An 18,422-nucleotide genomic window follows, 5' to 3' on the forward strand; every position below is an offset into this window, starting at 1 on the left:
TAGCATGGCAGCGTTTTCGCCAACCCTCTGACAAACCAAGGTTTTTTCAACCTTATGCACCGCTGGCAACGCCATGCGTCCCCGGCAGCGGATGCGTACTTTACGGATTCGCTGCCGGCTTGGCAAGAGGATTGTGTAAAAAAGTTTCAGAATCAGTGACGCTGTGCTTAAGCACCAATATCCCTAAAGGCTATGAGAGGTGATGCAACGAACCTGGCACCAGCGAATCCGGGCCGAGGTCAGCGATAGTTCGCGCCCCGGTTAACGTCATCGCCACTCTCATCTCTTTCTCGAACAGCTCAAGCAAATGCGCAACACCCGCCTCCCCTGCCGTAGCAAGTGCGTAGATAAAAGCGCGGCCGATCAGTGTCGCATCCGCTCCCATGGCAATCATCCTCACCACGTCCAGTCCACTGCGAACACCAGAATCGGCAAGAATAGCCAGGTCACCTTTCACAGCATCCGCTATTGCAGGCAGCGCTCGCGCAGTGGAAGGCACGCCATCAAGCTGGCGACCACCGTGATTGGAGACAACAATACCATCTGCACCAAAGCGGACTGCATCACGAGCATCCTCGGGGTCCAGTATGCCCTTAATAATCATCGGACCATCCCAAAACTCACGAATCCACTCTAGGTCTTTCCAGGAAATAGCAGGATCAAAATTATTACCAAGCCAGGCAATGTAGTCCTCAAGCTCTGTTGGCTGCCCCCGGTAATCGGAAACATTACCCAGGTCATGGGGGCGACCATGGATACCCACATCCCACGCCCAAAGCGGATGCATGGCAGCCTGGAGGACGCGTCTTATCGGGCCGTACTTGCCACTCATACCTGAATGAGCATCACGATAGCGCGCTCCAGGCACCGGCATATCCACGGTAAAGATCAGCGTCTTGACACCGGCGGCCTTGGCTCGCTCCAGAACGTGCTTCATAAAACCCCGATCCTTCAGCACATACAACTGAAACCAGATAGGTCGCTCAACTGCCGCCGACACTTCAGCAATAGGACATACAGATACTGTCGAGAGGGTAAATGGCACACCTTTATTGGCCGCCGCACGCGCCGCCTGAACTTCACCACGCCTAGCGTACATGCCAGCCAGCCCCACAGGCGCCAAGGCGATGGGCATGGCAAGCTTTTCGCCAAACAGTTCGGTTTCCAATGAAAGTGACGACATATCCTTAAGCACTCGCTGCCGCAATGCGACATCCCGAAGATCATCGACATTACGTCGTAACGTATGCTCCGCGTAAGACCCTCCATCTGCATAGTGAAAAAGAAAGGGGGGAAGGCGACGCTTTGCGGCTTGCCGATAGTCTGTAGATGCTGAAATGATCATGGGGAGCCCTATACAATGGAGGCGCGTTGATAAAACAAATTGTTGTTGAACAACCAACACTCGCCTGGTTGAGCGCTACATACGCCATCAAGGCCGATACTGAATAGTCAGCGGGTGCTGTGAAGGTAAACTTTTTAGCTTTCAATCACTCTGATTGCCAAAATTGGTAAAACCAATTTACAAAATAAATCATCACTACATTAAATAGCCCCATGAAACATGTCAATCAGGCTTCTCTCTAAAGGCTTACATCCCCTTCTATACTTTAGTTTAATGTTTAAAATTAGGCTCTACTTTCTATTTAAAGCGGTCAGCTAACGCTTGAGCATCAGTGATGAAGCATTTAACATTGGTCTTACCAATTATAGGAGCTTTAACTAATGACATATCCACCGCTCCGCCAACAGCGCTTAGCCGATGTCATCACTGAGCGCCTTGAAGCCATGATTCTTGAGGGTAGCCTAAAACCCGGCCAACGCTTGCCGCCTGAACGTGAACTTGCCGAGCGGTTTGGCGTTTCGCGTCCTTCACTGCGGGAAGCGATACAGAAACTAGCCGCCCGGGGTTTACTAATCAGCCGACAGGGGGGAGGCACCTTTGTTAATGAAACACTGAATAATGGCTACACCGATCCACTACTGGAAATGCTATCGCGACACAGTGAATTCCACCTTGACCTGCTTGAGTTTCGTGACGCGATGGAGGGGATTTCAGCTTACTATGCCGCTTTGCGTTCCACACCAGCAGATAAAGCAGTGTTAATTCAGCGCTTCGAGGAACTCGATGGCGGATTTGTCGGGGCTGACCCTGCCCAGGAAGCAAAACTGGACGCAGCCTTCCACCTCGCGATTGCAGAAGCTGCCCATAACGTCTTGTTACTGCATACGATACGCGGCATTTTTCATCTACTTGAACGGAGTATCGTTGATAATCTGGCGTACCTGTTTGCTAAACCCGACTCACGCACACAGTTGATGAAACAGCACCGTGCGCTACTGGATGCCATTTTAGAGGGTCGAGCCGAAGATGCACGTGCTCGGGCTCACGAGCATTTAGTCTACGTAGAGGAAGGACTGCTGGAGATGGCAAGAGCGGAAACCCGTGCCCAGCGCGCTCTGCGCAGGGCCCAAGGCACAAACAACACCCCTGCATGAAGCTTCTATTACGCTTAACGGCGCAACGCTGGCTGTGGCTAATCGTGATTCCCCTTGGCCTGGTTTTCTGCATGTGGCAGGCCGCCCAGTTGGCCCGCGAACAAGCACTGTCTAATTTACAGGATGACGCCGAGAACGAGTTACGTTTGTCGGCTGTTAACCTAAACGGTTACTTGCTGCGCTACGACTACTTGCCGCAAATGCTGGCTACCCGAGAGGGCATCCGACGTTTTCTCGCTTCTCCCGAAGGGCAGGATCCTATGCCACTCAACCTGCTACTGGATCGCTTTCGCTTTATGGCAGGTGTCTCCGATGTGTATCTGTTGGATCAGGACGCTTATACAATTGCCGCCAGTAACTGGCACCGCCCAAACACCTTTATCGGCCACAATTACGCGTTCCGTAGTTATTACACAGAAGCCATCGCAGGCAGGCAAGGACGCTTCTATGGTTTGGGAACCCAATCACTTGAGCGGGGCTACTTCTTTTCGTCACCCGTGTGGCTTGATGACACCTCGCCGGATGCCAGACCTGACGGTGTGTTGGTTATTAAAGTATTGCTAGATGACGTAGAAGAGAGCTGGGCTGAACAGGATGCTGAGCTGTTTGTCACCGACAGCGATAACATCATTTTCATGGCAAGCCACCCGGAGTTGCGCATGAATGCATTACACTCACTCAGCGACGAGGAGCGCGAGGCATTAAAAGCCACGCGGCGCTATGCCATAGAGCCACTGTCGCCATCAGGCATTGTACTTGAAGCGCCTTTTGGGCCTGATAGCTACATCGTTAGCTTTGCCCATGGGCCACTCAGCGGCGGGCGTTATTTAAGCCTTACCCGGCCCATGCCAGAGTTCGGCTGGCGGATACATATTTTAAAACCTTTAACGCCGGTAATAAGCGCACAGTGGATTGCGGCATTGATGGCAGGTGGGCTCTATGGCGTTATCACCCTGGGGGGCGGCATTGGTTGGCAGCGGTTGCGCTTGAGCCGGGAGCGGGAAGCTTTTGCTGAACGTGAGCGACAAACACTGGCACGTGTGCGTGATGAACTTGAAGCAAGCGTTGAACGCCGCACACGGGATCTGGTCGCCAGCAACCAGCGGTTGTCGGGGGAGATCGAAGAGCGTCGTCGGGCAGAGGAAAACCTGCGCCAAACCCAGGATGAGCTGATTCAGGCTGCAAAACTTGCCGTCCTGGGGCAACTGGCAGCAGGTATCAACCATGAATTAAACCAGCCCTTGGCGGCTATTCGCGCCTACGCTGAAAATGCCCGTCGATACATCGAGCTTGCAAAGGTGGCAAAGGCAGATGCCAACCTGGAGCAGATTGTTGAACTTACCCAACGAGTGGCTGATATCAGCGCACAACTGCGCCAGTTCTCCCGTAAAAGCAGTGAGCGACAGGAGACAATCTCCGTTCAAGCCTGCATTGAATACGCCCTGCGCTTATTCCACAGCCGGTTAAGGGACGATTGTGTGCAGGTGATACAACACTGGCCTAAGGAAACACTCTGGGTAGATGGCGATTTGGTGCGCCTCGAACAAGTACTTGTCAATCTCATAGGCAATGCGCTGCAGGCCATGAAGGAGACGCCCTTCCCCACACTAACGCTTAGTGCAAAGGTAGCCCACCACCAGGTGCTGATTAGCGTGGCAGACAATGGCCCGGGGATTGCAGAGCAGCATATTGGGCAAATATTCGAACCCTTTTTCACCACCAAGGCACCCGGTAGTGGTTTAGGGCTGGGACTTTCGATTTCCTCACGTATCATGGATGACCTGGGTGGCAAACTCCAGGTTGCCAACCAGGCGACCGGCGGCGCACGGCTCACAGTTATACTGCCCTGTTCATCGCCCCCGGATTCGCGAACCGCACTGTCATCAGTAAAGGAGAATAATAACCATGCATGAGCCGTCGGCACTGCCGGTCATGGTGATCGACGACGAACCACATCTGCGTATCACCGCCAGCCAAACTCTGGAGCTTGCCGGTTACAGCCCCTACTGTTTCGAGTCTGCCGAACAGGCACTTGCCGCACTACCCGATAACTTTCCTGGCGTCATTGTCAGCGATATCCGCATGCCGGGTATGGATGGCATGGCGCTGCTTCACGAACTTCATAGCCGTGATGCAACACTGCCCATCATCCTTATTACCGGCCATGGCGATATTTCTACCGCGGTAGAGGCAATGCGGGCAGGCGCCTGGGACTTTCTAGAGAAACCATTCGCAGGAGACCAGTTGTTGGACGTGGTCAGGCGTGGCATCGAAAAACGTCAGCTGAGTCTGGAAAATTTGCGCCTTAAAGCCGAGTTGGAAGTCCAGCAAGCGGCGCTGGGACCCCGACTGGTGGGGCGTACACCGGTGATTTCACACCTGGCGACCATGATCCAGCGTATCAGCCAGGTGGAAGCGGATGTGCTGCTGTTTGGCGAAACCGGCACAGGAAAAGACTTGGTGGCCCGCGCTATCCATGAACGTAGTGCACGGCGTAATAGCCCGTTTATGGCCATTAACTGTGGTGCCGTACCGGAAAACACCATTGAGTCAGAGCTGTTTGGTCATGAAAAAGGCGCCTTTACCGGAGCCGTCGAGCGGCGTATTGGAAAGTTTGAACACGCTAACGGCGGCACCGTCTTTCTCGATGAAATCGAGTCGATGCCGCTGGCGCTCCAGGTCAAGCTGCTCCGCGTACTTCAGGAACGCAGTGTCGAGCGCCTGGGCGCCAATGAAGCGGTACCGCTTAACATTCGGGTTATTGCCGCCACCAAGGTCGACCTCAGAGTCGCCGCTGAAGAGGGGCGATTTCGTGAAGACCTCTATTACCGCTTGAATGTTGTGACACTACCGCTCCCCGCCTTACGCGAGCGACGCGAAGACATCCCCCTACTGTTTCAACACTTTGCGGTGGTGGCCGCTAACCGCAGCGGCTTGGAAGCCCCCACCCTGGACAGTCGTGCCATTGCCGCGCTGCTCGCCCACGACTGGCCCGGCAATGTCCGTGAGCTTCGCAATCTAGCCGAGCGCTATGTGCTGCTGGGGGCAGCATTTGATTATCGCCTGGATGTACTGCTGGAAGGCGTGTCTGCCGACACTCAGGAACCAACGCTGCCCCGCCAGGTAGAGCTATTTGAAAAGAGCCTGATCAGTCAATCACTTGCTCGCCACCACGGCCGTGTTACCGATGTTTGCCAACACCTGGGAATACCGCGCAAAACGTTTTACGACAAGCTCAAAAAGCATGGCTTAAGCGCTGACGACTACCGCCACAGCAGTGAGCCTTGATACAGAAGATCACCAAGCACTGACCACGGCGGCACCCAGGGTACCAACGTGAGCACAGCAATCATCATTAACAGGTTAGAGAGCGGGCGACGCCCATCACCAAGCTTTAATGCAGTACCAAACGAGCGTTTCAAGCGCGCCCCTTCAAGGTCAACACTAAACAGCTCGTCCAGCCCTAAATGGATGACAAAGCCCAGCAGCAGGGCCACTCCGTGAGCCCATGCCAGCCAGGCCGGCTGGGCAAATAGCTGAAAACTTAGCGCGGAGGTCACCAGTGCGCATAACCCCGCCGCCATCAGTGAGTGCCAAATACCACGATGCACTGTTAACCGCGAAAACAGTACCGCTGCTAGAAATCGCACGCAAAAATAGATCCCACCGCACGCCACCAGTAACATACCCGGAGTCAGCCAAGGCTGCAGCAAGAGCACTCCCAATACCAGGGAAGGCACCGACAGAAGATTGAAAATCAAACGAATGGAGTGCGATCGGTCAGCGTCGATATCGGGTAAAATACCGCCAAAGGCGACCAAGGCAATCACCAATAGCGCTTGGGAGGCTGGCCACCATTGAGCCTGCCAGCCCGCATAGGCCATTAGCATGCCGCCCGCTGCTGCTACTGTAATGTGCGTGCGAAAGTTAGCCATAGCGCGGCACCCTGGAAAACTGGATAAATTACCAGACTTTCGGCTGCCGCAACATGGCTACTGTACAAAAAAGAGTGTTAACCCAACCACTTATAAAATTTCGTTACGGCGTTGATTGAGCAGGAAACTGCTCTTTTAACTTAACGTAATTACCGGCAGTGTAGGGAAAGAAGGCGCGCTCTTTATCTTTTAGTGGCCGCAGTGCTTTTGCCGGATTGCCCGCATACACATAGCCGCTCTCCAGATGCTTACCCGGTGTTACCACGGCACCAGCAGCAATAATCACCTCATCGTCGACCACCGCACCGTCCATCACAATGGCCCCCATACCAACGAGGATTCGGCTGCCTAGCGTACAACCGTGCAAAATCGCTTTATGGCCAATAGTGACATCGTCACCGATAGTGAGTGGGAAACCATCCGGATTAAAATCACTGGCATGGGTAATATGCAGCACACTGCCATCCTGCACACTAGTACGCGCTCCGATGCGAATACGGTGCATATCGCCACGGATAACCGTCATCGGCCACACGGAGCAGTCATCCCCAAACTCCACATCTCCGATGACCACGCAGGCGGGATCAATATAGACCCGCTGGCCTAAGCGGGGCGAAACACCTTGAAATGCTCGTAGGGCACTGCTCATTGCGCTCTCCTGTTTTTTAACGCCATGGTGGTGATCTTAGACGGACTATAGCAACCCACCGAGCAAGACAATAAACGTCAGCGGAATAGACACCCAGCGCACAATGTTACGCCAGAAAACATAGCCTCGCTCTCCCACACCCAGTGCCTGCACAACAAGCCCCTGGGGCATCACCCAGGCTGCGAAAACGGCGATCAGCAAACCACCCATAGGCAGAAAAATGTCGGGTGGAATACTACTGACCAGCTCAAATACATTGCGGCCTAACAGCGGCCTGAACTCAGCAAGGGTAGAAAACGAAAGGGCGGATAACAAACCTAGTAGCCATACACTGAGGGCCACCACCGCCGTCGAAATGCTGCGACGCCATCCCAACCCCTGTAATATTGCCACCATTGGTTCAGCCAGATTGATGGCCGACGTCCAGGTCGCTAGCAGTAATAATAGGAAAAACACGCTTAACCACAGCGCCCCCCACGGCAACCCGGAGAAAGCGATCGGCAATGTCACGAACATCAACCCCGGCCCATCAGCCGGGTCCATCCCCTGGGCAAACACCACAGAAAAAATCGCAATACCCGCCAGCAAGGCAACGCTGATATCCAATGCCGCCACAGCAAAAGCCGCTTTAGGCAAGCTCTGCCCCTCAGGCATATAGGCGCCATAGGCCATTAACGCACAAGCCCCCACCGCCAACGTAAAAAACGCATGTCCCATGGCGTGCAGCACTACCATCGCGGTGATGTCTTCAAAGGTAGGGAGGAACAGCCAAGCCAGGGCCGTACCAAAGCCATCGGTCGTTGCGGCATAGCCTGCCAATAGCAGCAATAGGCCATAGAGCAGCGGCATCAAGAGATTATTTAATCGCTCCAGGCCTTTCGCCACACCTGCAGCAACCACCGTCATGGTCATAAACAGAAACAGCGAGTGGTTAAATATCAATAAACCGGGATTGGCCAGGAAGGCTTCAAACCCGGCCCCCACTTCAGCTGCGCTGGCGCCATCAAAGTTGCCATTCACCGAAGCCACTAAAAACTCAATGGACCAGCCCGACACCACCGAATAGAACGATAAAATACAGAATACCGTCAACGCGCCGAACAGCCCGAGCCACCGCCAATGAGGAGACGCTCCTGCCTCGGCAGCCAGCGCGCCAAGCGCTTGCATGGGCCCACGGCGCCCGGCGCGACCAATTAAAATTTCAGCCATCATCACTGGAATGCCCAGCAGCAATACAAAGGCAACATACATTAATAGAAAAGCTGCACCACCATTTTCACCTGCCACATAGGGAAAGCGCCAAATATTGCCAAGCCCCACCGCAGCACCTGTTACCGCCAAGATAAAGGCCCGCTTCGACCCCCAGCGCTCCCGCGTTTCACTCATTGCATGCTCCTGCCATTGGTGGCATTAAAAGGCGGCAAGACTATCAGGCGCTTACGCTCAGGCCAAACCCTGCCATTGAAAGAACGCCTCAGTGCCCACACTGTGTCATCATTATTGCGCGTTTTGTGCGCTTAACGTTTTAAAAATGATGCCTAGTGAGGTGCCTATGTCCCGCAATCCGTTGCTCGAGACGCATGAGCTTCCCCCTTTTGCCGAAATTCGTGCTGAACACGTGGAACCCGCGGTTGAAGCGTTGCTTAGCGAAAGCCGTGAAGCCATTGACCGGCTCGCCCAACAAGCCACCACAACGCCCCCCACCTGGGAAAGCTTTGCCGCCCCCCTTGAGGCAGAGAATGACCGGCTTTCTCAAGCGTGGTCACCGGTGGCACACCTCAACGGCACGATGAACTCTCCTGAGCTTCGGGAAGCCTATCAAGCGTGTTTGGAGCACCTCTCAGCATTCGGCACCTGGGTCGGGCAGCACGAAGGCCTGTTCCATGGTTGGCAGGCGCTGAAAGATAGCAGCGTATGGGGGCAACTGGATACCGCTCAGCAGCGCACCGTAGACAATGCACTACGCGATTTTCGTTTGGCCGGTGTGGATCTGCCTGCGGACAAAAAAGCCCGCTACGGTGAGATTCAGTCGCGACTCTCCACGCTCTCCAATCAGTTTTCCAATAACGTCCTGGACGCTACTCAAGCGTGGCACAAAGACATCGAAAGCCAGGATACGCTGGCTGGCGTACCGGAAAGCGCTCTGGAGACATTAAAAGCCGCCGCCGAGGCAAAGGGCGTGAAGGGCTATCGCATCACTCTCGACTTCCCCAGCTTTTTCCCGATTGTCAGCTATGCCGACAATCGGGAGTTACGCCAGGAGGTATATACAGCCTTCGTGACCCGCGCTTCTGACCAGGGGCCGGATGCCGGTAAGTTCGATAACGCACCGATTTTGGAAGAGATACTGGCACTTCGCCAGGAACTGGCCCGCCTGCTGGGGTTTGATACCTACGCAGACTATTCACTGGCCACGAAAATGGCAGAGTCCCCGGCTCAAGTGCTTGAGTTTTTAAACGATCTTGCCCGCCGGGCAGCGCCTCAGGCGAAAGAGGAATTCTCCGAACTCAGCCAGTATGCCCGTGAAAAGCTGGGAATCGACACGCTGGAACCCTGGGATGTCGCCTACGCCAGTGAAAAGCTGCGTGAAGCACGCCATTCGATTTCCCAGGAACAACTTCGTCCTTACTTTCCCGCGCCGCGGGTCGTCGATGGCCTCTTCCAAGTGGTAGAGCGTCTCTTCAATGTTCAAGTAGAAGAAGACAACACAGCACCCAGCTACCATAAGGATGTACGCTTCTTCCGCATTACCGAACAAGGCAAACCGATTGCCGGGTTCTATCTGGACCTCTACGCCAGAGAAGGGAAACGGGGCGGTGCATGGATGGCCGACTGCCGGGTTCGCCGCCTAAATGACCATGGCCTGCAACTCCCCGTTGCGTTTCTGACCTGTAACTTTACCGCTCCAGTCGGGGACAAGCCCGCCCTGTTAACCCACGATGAAGTCACCACACTGTTCCATGAATTTGGTCACGGCCTTCACCATATGCTGACAAAGCAGCAAATTGCTGATGTATCCGGCATTAACGGAGTAGCCTGGGATGCCGTTGAACTCCCCAGCCAGTTTATGGAGAACTATTGCTGGGAGCGGGAGGGGCTGGATCTGCTGGCCCAGCATGTAGACAGCGGCGAACCTCTACCCGCTGAGCTGTTAGAACGTCTGCAAGCCGCCAAAAATTTCCAGTCCGCCATGGGAATGATGCGCCAGATCGAATTTTCACTGTTCGATCTACGTTTGCACCATGAGCTTGAATCTCCCAGCGCCAGCGACGTACAGGCACTGCTGGATGAGATACGCCGCCGCACGTCCGTCGTGCCGATTGTCGCCTTTAACCGCTTCCAGAATAGCTTTAGCCACATTTTTGCAGGCGGTTATGCCGCGGGCTACTACAGCTATAAATGGGCGGAAGTCCTCTCTGCCGATGCCTGGAGCGCCTTTGAAGAAGCCGGTATTTTCGACCCTGTGACAGGCCAACGGTTCCGCCAGGAAATACTTGAGCAGGGAGGTGCTCGTGATGCCGCCGACCTGTTCCATGCCTTCCGAGGCCGTGAGCCAAGTGTGGAGCCGTTGTTACGCCATAGCGGCATACGCGCGGCCTGACCTAAGCTTTAACTCTGCGCGGCAGCCAACGGCTACCGCGCCTTTGGAGTCTGTTATGTCTAGTGTGAAGCGCTTTATTGCCGGTGTTACCTGTCCCCGCTGTGCGGAAATGGACCGTATCCGCGCCTGGGAACAAAATGGGGTGCGCTACCGGGAGTGCGTTAACTGCGACTTTTTTGAGCAGTTAGCAATTGAGAAGGAAACGGCGCCAGAACTGACCACGCGTGTCAACCAAGTAAGGGATGAGCAAAAAGTACAGGATATACAACCTGTTCGTATTCTTGATCCCGGTAAATCCAAAACGTAAGCACATCTTGTCGGGAGAGCACGCCTGCTCTCCTCTGCTGAACGTCCTTTCCTCTATAACCAGCCCGCATGATGTGCGGCTTTCCACACATCATTTCCCACCACTAGTGCGAACTATCAGACACTTCACTCATTTCGACTTTCAACCAAAGTTTAATAAAAATCAAACAACCATCTGTTTTTAATATAAAAAATATTAACTGGCACGGCAATCGCTGTATATAACCTGCTTAATCACGCTCCAACCAATGGTGTTCTTGATCTCGCATTCATGAACATCCCTGTTTATAACCCCAATAACAGTTTAGGAAACCTCGCCATGCGCAATAAGATGCCGAAGTCCATTGCACTCATCGCCGGTGGTGCACTCGTTGCCGCTGCTACCGCTCACGCAGAAGTGGATCGTGACGGCTGGCCCTCCAGCTTTACTGTTGGTACCGCTAGCCAAGGGGGCACGTTCTATATTTATGGTTCTGGCTGGGCCAACTTAATTGCAGATCAGCTGGGTGATATTACTGGCGGTGGCGAAGTGACGGGTGGCCCCACTCAAAACCTGGCGCTGGTTCATGCAGGGGAGCTCGCTTTCGGCTTAACGACCTTGGGTCCAGCAGACGACGCCATGAATGGTCGTAGCCCACTGGCTCCCGGCGTTGTTATGGATAATGCCTGCGCTTTGTTCCCGATGTATGAGACACCGTTCTCCATTACCGCGCTTTCAAGCACTGGTATTACCTCCATCTCTGAAATCCCTGATGGCTCACGCATCGGTTTTGGCCCGGCCGGCTCTACCTCTGATGTTTACTTCCCCGCCATTCTTGAAGAGTTGGGCGTGAACTTTGAGCGCCGTAATGGCGGCTGGTCTGACCTAGGCGGCCAATTGCAGGACGGCCTACTGGATGTGGTGGCATTTGCCGCAGGCGTGCCGATTCCTGCCGTCAGCCAATTGGAAGTTCAGACGAATGTGAACATTATTGAGTTCACTGAAGAAGAGCAGGCGCAGATTGTTGAAGCCTTCCCGGTATCTGAGTTCATGATTCCGGCAAACACCTATGAAACGCTGGATGAAGATGCGCGCGCTGTTTCCATGTGGAACTTTGCTATTGCAGGCTGCGATCTGCCTGAGAGCTTAGTGTACGAAGTAACGCGTATCACCATGGAAAACAATGACCGTATGGTGTCTATCCACCGCAGTTCCGAGGAAAGCATTCCGGAGAATGTTGGCTACAACACCGTGATGCCTTTCCACCCAGGGGCTGCCCGTTGGTTCAACGAAAATGGTTACGACATTGCTGATGACATGATTCACCAATAACAGCTGAATTAGCAAAGCGGAAAGGGCCGACACCTGCTTCAGGGTCGGCCCTTGTTACGCCTTCAAAACATCAGATACTCCTGAATTACCCCAAGCAGCTTCGTTGATGATCCATCCCAAGGGTAACTTTCCATGAGCAACAACACCGGCAGCCCCTCACCAGCTGCACCCGCTAGCGACCCAACAGAAAAAAAAGACGCCCAGGAAATTCTGGCCGAAGGCGTTGATGAGGAGGTCATTGAGTCCAATCGCCGCCTCTTTACTGGTTGGCAGTGGATACTCTTTGCCTGCGTCGCTATCGCTTATTCACTGTTCCACCTGATCACGTTAAACGTGCTCCCCATGGAAACGTGGACGTACCGTATTATTCACGTTGCCGGCGCTCTTGTGCTTGGCTTCGGGTTATATACTGGCGCGCGTTTTGCCAGTTCTGACTCAGAAGAGTCGCCAAAATGGTTGATGCTGCTGAGTGCAGTACTATTGATTCCAGCTGGCTATGCGCTGGTGCAAACCGTATTGATGTGGCGTGCACTGTCTGGTGGTGCTCTGCGTATTGAGCCGCACATCGAAACCTGGCATTACGGCTACCCACTGCTGCTGGCTGCGATAGGGGGCATTCTACTGTCTTGGTTTTACCGTCAGGTCCGCTCTAAATTCTCAATGCCAGATCTGGTGCTCATGATCGTGGCACTTGCCAGTGCCGCCTATTTGGTCATCATTTACAATACCCCTTTGCGCATGTCCACGGGCACTTCCTTTGCCCCTGTGGGGATTACTTATGCCGCCATGGCTGGTTCACTACTTATCCTGGAGTTAACACGCCGAGTGGCCGGTAATGCGCTGGTGATTATCTCTGCTATTTTCCTGGCCTATGTATTCGGTGGCCCCCACTTACCGGGCTTTCTAAGCTACCCCGGACTATCGGTGAACCGCTTCTTTAGCCAGCTATACACCGACATTGGCGTGCTGGGCCAAACCACCGCGGTATCATCAACTTACATCATCCTGTTTATTATCTTCGCCGCTTTCTTGCAGGCCTCTAAAGTTGGCGATTACTTTGTTAACTTTGCGTTTGCTGCTGCAGGGCGCTCACGCGGCGGCCCCGCCAAAGTATCGATTTTCGCCTCCGGCCTGATGGGCATGATCAACGGCACCTCAGCGGGTAATGTGGTTTCAACCGGCTCGCTGACAATCCCGCTCATGAAAAAGGTTGGCTACCCTGGCCGTAGTGCGGGCGCTATCGAAGCAGCGGCCTCCACCGGTGGTCAAATCATGCCTCCCATCATGGGGGCCGGTGCTTTCATCATGGCGGAAATCACGGGTATTCCTTACCGTGAAATCGCAGTGGCCGCCTTGATCCCAGCCGGGCTCTACTTCCTTTCTGTCTACTTCATGGTGGATCTTGAAGCAGCCAAGAAAGGCATGCGCGGTATGCGCAAAGATGAGATCCCTCAGTTCCGTAAGCTTGCCAGACATGCCTATCTGTTCGCGCCCATTATCATCCTGATCTATGCACTCTTTATGGGATATTCGGTTATCCGCGCGGGCACGCTGGCAACCGCCGCTGCCGCCGTTGTCAGCTGGATTTCACCCAATAAGATGGGTATTCGCGAAATTCTTAAAGCCCTGCAACTTGCGGGCACCATGTCGATTCAGATTATTGCCGTATGTGCCTGTGCGGGCTTGATCGTCGGTGTTATCTCGCTGACCGGTGTTGGGGCACGCTTCTCCTCTCTGCTGCTTGGCATGGCAGGTGTGAGCCAGCTGTTGGCACTCTTCTTCGCAATGTGTATTTCGATTTTACTGGGTATGGGTATGCCAACAACGGCAGCCTATGCGGTGGCGGCCTCCGTGGTGGCTCCGGGGCTGATCAATATTGGCATTCAGCCGTTGATTGCCCACTTCTTCGTTTTCTACTTCGCCGTGATGTCTGCGATTACCCCACCGGTTGCCCTGGCCTCTTACGCTGCGGCAGGTATTTCCGGCGATAATGCGATGAAGACCTCCATTACCTCCTTCAAGGTAGGCTTGGCCGCCTTTATCGTGCCATTTATGTTCTTCTACAGCCCCGCCATGCTGATGGAAGGCACACCGATGCAGATTATTCGGGTAGCCATTACCGCGTCACTGGGTATTTTCATGCTGTCGGCCACTGTGCAAGCATGGTTCTTCGGTCCGACAAAAGTGTGGCAGCGATTGGTGCTATTGGTAGGGGCCCTGTTCTTGATTTACGGCGGTATCCTCACCGACTTAGCAGGCCTAGGTATCGGTGCAATTCTGTTTATGATGCAACGCAAGTTACATGGCAGTAAGCCAAGTCCGGTTCCTGCATGAAACGATTAAGCGCCCAGCTACCTGGGCGCTACCGGTATGGTTCACTATATTGGTAAGCACAAAAAACCTCGCTCAACATTGAGTGAGGTTTTTTATATTCTATGGTGCCGATACCCGGTTTAGCCGGTCAGATTATCAACGACTTTCAGCACTGGAGCGGCTTGGTTAAGCGTGTAAAAATGCAGTCCCGGCGCTCCACCCTCCAGCAGACGCTCACATAGCCGACTCACCACATCGGTACCAAACGAGGCAATCGCCTCACTATCATCACCATAAGACTCAAGCTGTTTGCGAATCCAGCGAGGAATTTCTGCGCCGCAGGCATCAGAGAAGCGGGCCAGTTTGGTGTAATTGGTAATCGGCATAATGCCTGGAATGATCGGCTGCTCTACCCCGATGGCGCGCACTTTCTCAACAAAATTGAAGTAGGCCTCAGCGGTGAAGAAGTACTGAGTAATTGCCATATTAGCGCCAGCCTTCATCTTGCGCGCAAAGTTCTCCACATCCTTGTCGAGGTTAGGTGCCTGTGGATGGGATTCTGGATAGGCGGCCACCGCGATATCAAAATGGTCTCCGGTTTCTGTGCGGATAAACTCCACCAACTCGTTGGCGTAGCGCAACTCACCGATACTGGCCATGCCAGACGGCATATCGCCACGCAGTGCAACCAGGCTGTCGACGCCTTCTTCACGGTACTGGGCCAAAAGATCACGCAACTGCGCTTTTTCACTGCCGATACAAGAAAGGTGCGGCGCAGTGGTAATACCGCTTTGGCTGACGGTGCGTACGATGTCACGGGTCCGCTCCTGGGTGGAGCCTCCCGCACCATAGGTGACAGAGAAGAAACGTGGATTACGGGCAGCCAGTTCATCACGCACGTGAATTAGCTTCTCCCGCCCTGCATCGGTATTGGGGGGGAAAAATTCAAAGCTAATACCTAACGGATGCTCTTGGCTGCTCATGGGATTTCCTTATATGACGTCAACGCAGTGATATTTTGCGTTATTCTCTCCTTTCCGGCGTACAGGGGCTAATGAAAGATTCCACGGTCGGCCTTTAATTCGGCTCATGTTAGCCGTCAATGCTACTTGCCAGGGAGCAAACATGGATTTAGCGCCAGGTGCCTTAATGGGTCCCTTGATGATGCTATTGGGTTATGTGGGTTTAGGTTTTATTGCTGCCCAGCGTCTTAAAATAGACCCACGCCCTATCGCCACGCTGCTGGTATACCTGATTGCGCCGCTGACTATCTTTCGCGCGCTGATGAATGGCGGCCCCACCACCCAGTATCTGCTGCTGACCCTGACCCTGTTTATCCTGGTCAGCATGATGGCGCTGACCGTTCGCTGGGTTACCCAGCACCGTTTTGGTCCTCAGGAGGGCGCATTGCTGGCGTTTTCAGCCGGTACTGGCAATACCGGCTACTTTGGCCTACCGGTAGCCCTTATCCTACTTCCGCCCGAAGGTGTGACGCTCTATCTGTTTTGCATGCTAGGGATCACGCTATACGAGTTTACAGTAGGCTTCTACCTGAGCGCCCGTGGCCACTTTTCGGTACGTGAGAGTCTGATCAAGATCACCCGTCTGCCGCTGGTCTATGCGTTTTTATCGGCCCTGCTGCTGAGCACGCTGAACGTCACGCTTCCGGATACGCTGATGGGCTCTTTAGCAGTATTTCCTGCCACCTACACGCTGCTGGGTATGATGATTATTGGCATGACCTTAAGCCAGGTCACCCTGGCAGCGTGGGACTCCCGGTTCGTGGCAACCTGTGTAGGCCTGCGCTACCTGCTGTGGCCACTAGTGATGCTGGGCGCAGTTTTCGTTCTGCAGCACCTCACGCCGCTAGCACCGGAACTGGCCATGGCGCTGCTGTTGCTGGGCGTGGTTCCCATGGCATCTAACGTGGTGGTGGTTGCCATGGAACTGGGCATCCAGCCACAAAAAGGTGCTCTGGCCGTATTGGTTACCACACTGCTGGCACCACTGCTGATTCCGCTTTACCTCGGTATTATGCTAAGCCTTACTGGGCTTGGGTAAACCCCTCAACGCCCGCCTGCCGAAGCTGTGCCGCCATATGCTGTAGCTCAGGGTGGCTGAAAAAAGCCACAAGCGCTTCTGCGCGCACCGGCCCAACGCCCGGCATGGCTTGCCACTCCGCCTGTGTATAGCCTTCCAGGGTGTTCCAGTCCCCCAGGGGGGCGCTACCACTTGGGGGAATACCAAGAGCAGCCAGCCAGGCGGGGAAGGTAGCTGTTTTCGCCACCTCAAACTGCGCCATCAGTGCCTCTGCTCGCGTCCTGCCAATACCGTATGCCTGCTGCAGTTGGTCGGGGGTAACCTCCAACCATTCCAGCAACCCCGTCACGACGCCTGCATCCATTAACACTTGCCAGGTCCCTTCACCCACGCCTTGGAGGCCCAACTGGTCACTTAAAAAGGTAAGGCGTGCCAGCAGTTGATCATGGCAGTCAGGCGTTAGCGTAAAGCAGCTAAACAGGTGATAACGCTCAGGTACGGGCACCTCTACACTTGCCCGTTCGCGGGTATGCCACACCACCTCAGTAGCCTGGGGAATGGTCAGCCCTGCCAGTGTCACGGCCACCTGATCCCCTGGGCGCACGTCCCACGCTTCCCAGCGCTCCAGAGAACTCAGTGATACACGGCTGATTCGCCTCCCTTCCAGGGTGACAGGGTAAAGCCATAGCAGTGGAGTGATTCGTCCGGTGCGGCCAATCCGGAACTCTATACCACGTACCTGGGCCAGCACCTGCCGAGCTGGGTATTTCCAGGCGATGGCCCATTCTGGTGGCGACGATGACCAACGTCTGATACCAGGGCGGTCTGCTTGCTTCAACACCACACCATCAGTGGCAAACGGTAGTTCGCTGTTAAACCATCTATCTCGCCAATACGCGGCATCGTGTTGCTCAGTTAACGGATGAGTGTACTCCGCTGTATCAAAGCCGAGCGCCGACAACTGGGCAAGCCGGGTTCCCATCTCCGCAGGCCCATCCGGCCACTCCCAAATAAACAGTCCTATCTGCGCTAGCGTTTGCGGGCTTGGTGTCGTTTGGGCCATGGCGCCTGCCACCGCCCCTCGGGCCCCTGATGCGGGGTCACGGGACTGAACGTGATCCGTTAGGCGCCAGTAAAGCTCACCCTGGAAGACAGCAGAGAGTGGCATGTTCAAAGACGTGGGTACAGCGGGAAGCTGCTGTACACGAGCGGTCCAGTCCTGCCCACGGACACCATCACCGCGACTCACGGCTTCCACCAGTTGGCCCTCCTGGTAACGCAGCGTGACCGCGACGCCATCCACCTTGGGTTGAATCCAAAGGTCTTCCCGGCGGCTGGTAAAACGGCGCACGCCATCATCGTCAGCTTTATTCAGCCCTGTTTGCGCCACCGGATGTACACGCGTGCCACTGCTGCTGGTAACCCGGGTCAACGGGCGGTGCGGGGGCTCATCGCCTATACATGCCTGCCACGTGGCAAGGCGCGCGACGGCTTGATCATAGAGCTCATCATCGATCAGCGACACTCCCTGATCATGATAGGCCCGGTCCCATAGGGCTATGTGCTCTGCCAGTGCCTGAGTCTCAACGGCCAGCCGTTCCCTCGGCCAATCAGGACAAGGCTCAGCCTGTGCGGATAACGCGACACCTATTAGCGACCAAGCGAAGAGTAACCAACGCCAGCATGTTGTTTTCCCTACCTTCATACACTCCCCTTTAGCACCTAGATAGCAATGCCCGCGTATAAGGATAGCTGCCCTAACCAGCA

At 54.5% G+C, this 18,422-nt stretch carries 14 protein-coding genes; 8 read left to right on the forward strand and 6 right to left on the reverse strand.

What is annotated here, in order from left to right:
• Window positions 1–190: 190 nt before the first annotated feature.
• Entirely contained in the window at window positions 191–1,345 is a 1,155-nt protein-coding gene (lldD, locus tag HP566_RS15450) for an FMN-dependent L-lactate dehydrogenase LldD (protein WP_249978173.1), read from the reverse strand.
• A 380-nt stretch (window positions 1,346–1,725) separates the two neighbouring features.
• On the opposite strand from lldD, the gene HP566_RS15455 reads away from it, so the two are divergent.
• From HP566_RS15455 to HP566_RS15465, 3 genes are read left to right on the forward strand one after another with little or no spacing between them, the layout of a single operon-like run.
• Window positions 1,726–2,499, forward strand: a complete 774-nt coding sequence (locus HP566_RS15455) for a GntR family transcriptional regulator (protein WP_249978174.1) — start codon at window positions 1,726–1,728, stop codon at window positions 2,497–2,499.
• Window positions 2,496–4,412: a sensor histidine kinase gene (locus HP566_RS15460; RefSeq protein WP_249978175.1), complete on the forward strand. Its 1,917-nt coding sequence runs from the start codon at window positions 2,496–2,498 to the stop codon at window positions 4,410–4,412. The genes HP566_RS15455 and HP566_RS15460 overlap by 4 nt, the downstream gene beginning before the upstream one ends.
• On the forward strand, window positions 4,405–5,787 hold the full coding sequence (locus HP566_RS15465; protein WP_249978176.1) for a sigma-54-dependent transcriptional regulator: 1,383 nt from the start codon (window positions 4,405–4,407) through the stop codon (window positions 5,785–5,787). Before HP566_RS15460 ends, HP566_RS15465 begins: the two co-directional genes overlap by 8 nt.
• Here HP566_RS15465 and HP566_RS15470 read toward each other — a convergent pair.
• From HP566_RS15470 to HP566_RS15480, 3 genes are all read right to left on the reverse strand, one after another.
• On the reverse strand, window positions 5,763–6,434 hold the full coding sequence (locus HP566_RS15470) for a metal-dependent hydrolase (protein WP_249978177.1): 672 nt from the start codon (window positions 6,432–6,434) through the stop codon (window positions 5,763–5,765). The two genes, HP566_RS15465 and HP566_RS15470, sit on opposite strands and share 25 nt — an antisense overlap.
• Before the next feature lie 103 nt (window positions 6,435–6,537).
• Window positions 6,538–7,083, reverse strand: a complete 546-nt coding sequence (locus tag HP566_RS15475) for a gamma carbonic anhydrase family protein (protein WP_249978178.1) — start codon at window positions 7,081–7,083, stop codon at window positions 6,538–6,540.
• A 45-nt stretch (window positions 7,084–7,128) separates the two neighbouring features.
• On the reverse strand, window positions 7,129–8,469 hold the full coding sequence (locus HP566_RS15480; RefSeq protein ID WP_249978179.1) for a sodium-dependent transporter: 1,341 nt from the start codon (window positions 8,467–8,469) through the stop codon (window positions 7,129–7,131).
• A 166-nt stretch (window positions 8,470–8,635) separates the two neighbouring features.
• On the opposite strand from HP566_RS15480, the gene prlC reads away from it, so the two are divergent.
• From prlC to HP566_RS15500, 4 genes are all read left to right on the forward strand, one after another.
• Entirely contained in the window at window positions 8,636–10,684 is a 2,049-nt protein-coding gene (prlC, locus tag HP566_RS15485) for an oligopeptidase A (protein WP_249978180.1), read from the forward strand.
• A gap of 55 nt (window positions 10,685–10,739) precedes the next feature.
• A complete protein-coding gene (locus HP566_RS15490) occupies window positions 10,740–10,991 on the forward strand; it encodes a YheV family putative zinc ribbon protein (RefSeq protein ID WP_249978181.1) in 252 nt (83 codons plus the stop codon).
• Between the two features lie 318 nt (window positions 10,992–11,309).
• Window positions 11,310–12,302: a TAXI family TRAP transporter solute-binding subunit gene (locus HP566_RS15495; protein WP_249978182.1), complete on the forward strand. Its 993-nt coding sequence runs from the start codon at window positions 11,310–11,312 to the stop codon at window positions 12,300–12,302.
• Window positions 12,303–12,434: 132 nt separating this feature from the next.
• The gene (locus HP566_RS15500; RefSeq protein ID WP_249978183.1) at window positions 12,435–14,636 is read left to right on the forward strand and encodes a TRAP transporter permease; all 2,202 of its coding nucleotides are present in this window, start codon (window positions 12,435–12,437) and stop codon (window positions 14,634–14,636) included.
• Between the two features lie 119 nt (window positions 14,637–14,755).
• Here HP566_RS15500 and metF read toward each other — a convergent pair whose 3' ends face one another.
• Window positions 14,756–15,598: a methylenetetrahydrofolate reductase [NAD(P)H] gene (metF, locus tag HP566_RS15505; RefSeq protein ID WP_249978184.1), complete on the reverse strand. Its 843-nt coding sequence runs from the start codon at window positions 15,596–15,598 to the stop codon at window positions 14,756–14,758.
• Window positions 15,599–15,740: 142 nt separating this feature from the next.
• On the opposite strand from metF, the gene HP566_RS15510 reads away from it, so the two are divergent.
• Window positions 15,741–16,676, forward strand: a complete 936-nt coding sequence (locus HP566_RS15510) for an AEC family transporter (RefSeq protein WP_249978185.1) — start codon at window positions 15,741–15,743, stop codon at window positions 16,674–16,676.
• On the opposite strand, the gene ligB is transcribed toward HP566_RS15510, so the two are convergent.
• The gene (ligB, locus tag HP566_RS15515) at window positions 16,660–18,360 is read right to left on the reverse strand and encodes an NAD-dependent DNA ligase LigB (RefSeq protein WP_249978186.1); all 1,701 of its coding nucleotides are present in this window, start codon (window positions 18,358–18,360) and stop codon (window positions 16,660–16,662) included. The two genes, HP566_RS15510 and ligB, sit on opposite strands and share 17 nt — an antisense overlap.
• Window positions 18,361–18,422: the final 62 nt, after the last annotated feature.

Source organism: Vreelandella olivaria (assembly GCF_023507745.1).
Lineage (GTDB): Bacteria > Pseudomonadota > Gammaproteobacteria > Pseudomonadales > Halomonadaceae > Vreelandella > Vreelandella olivaria_A.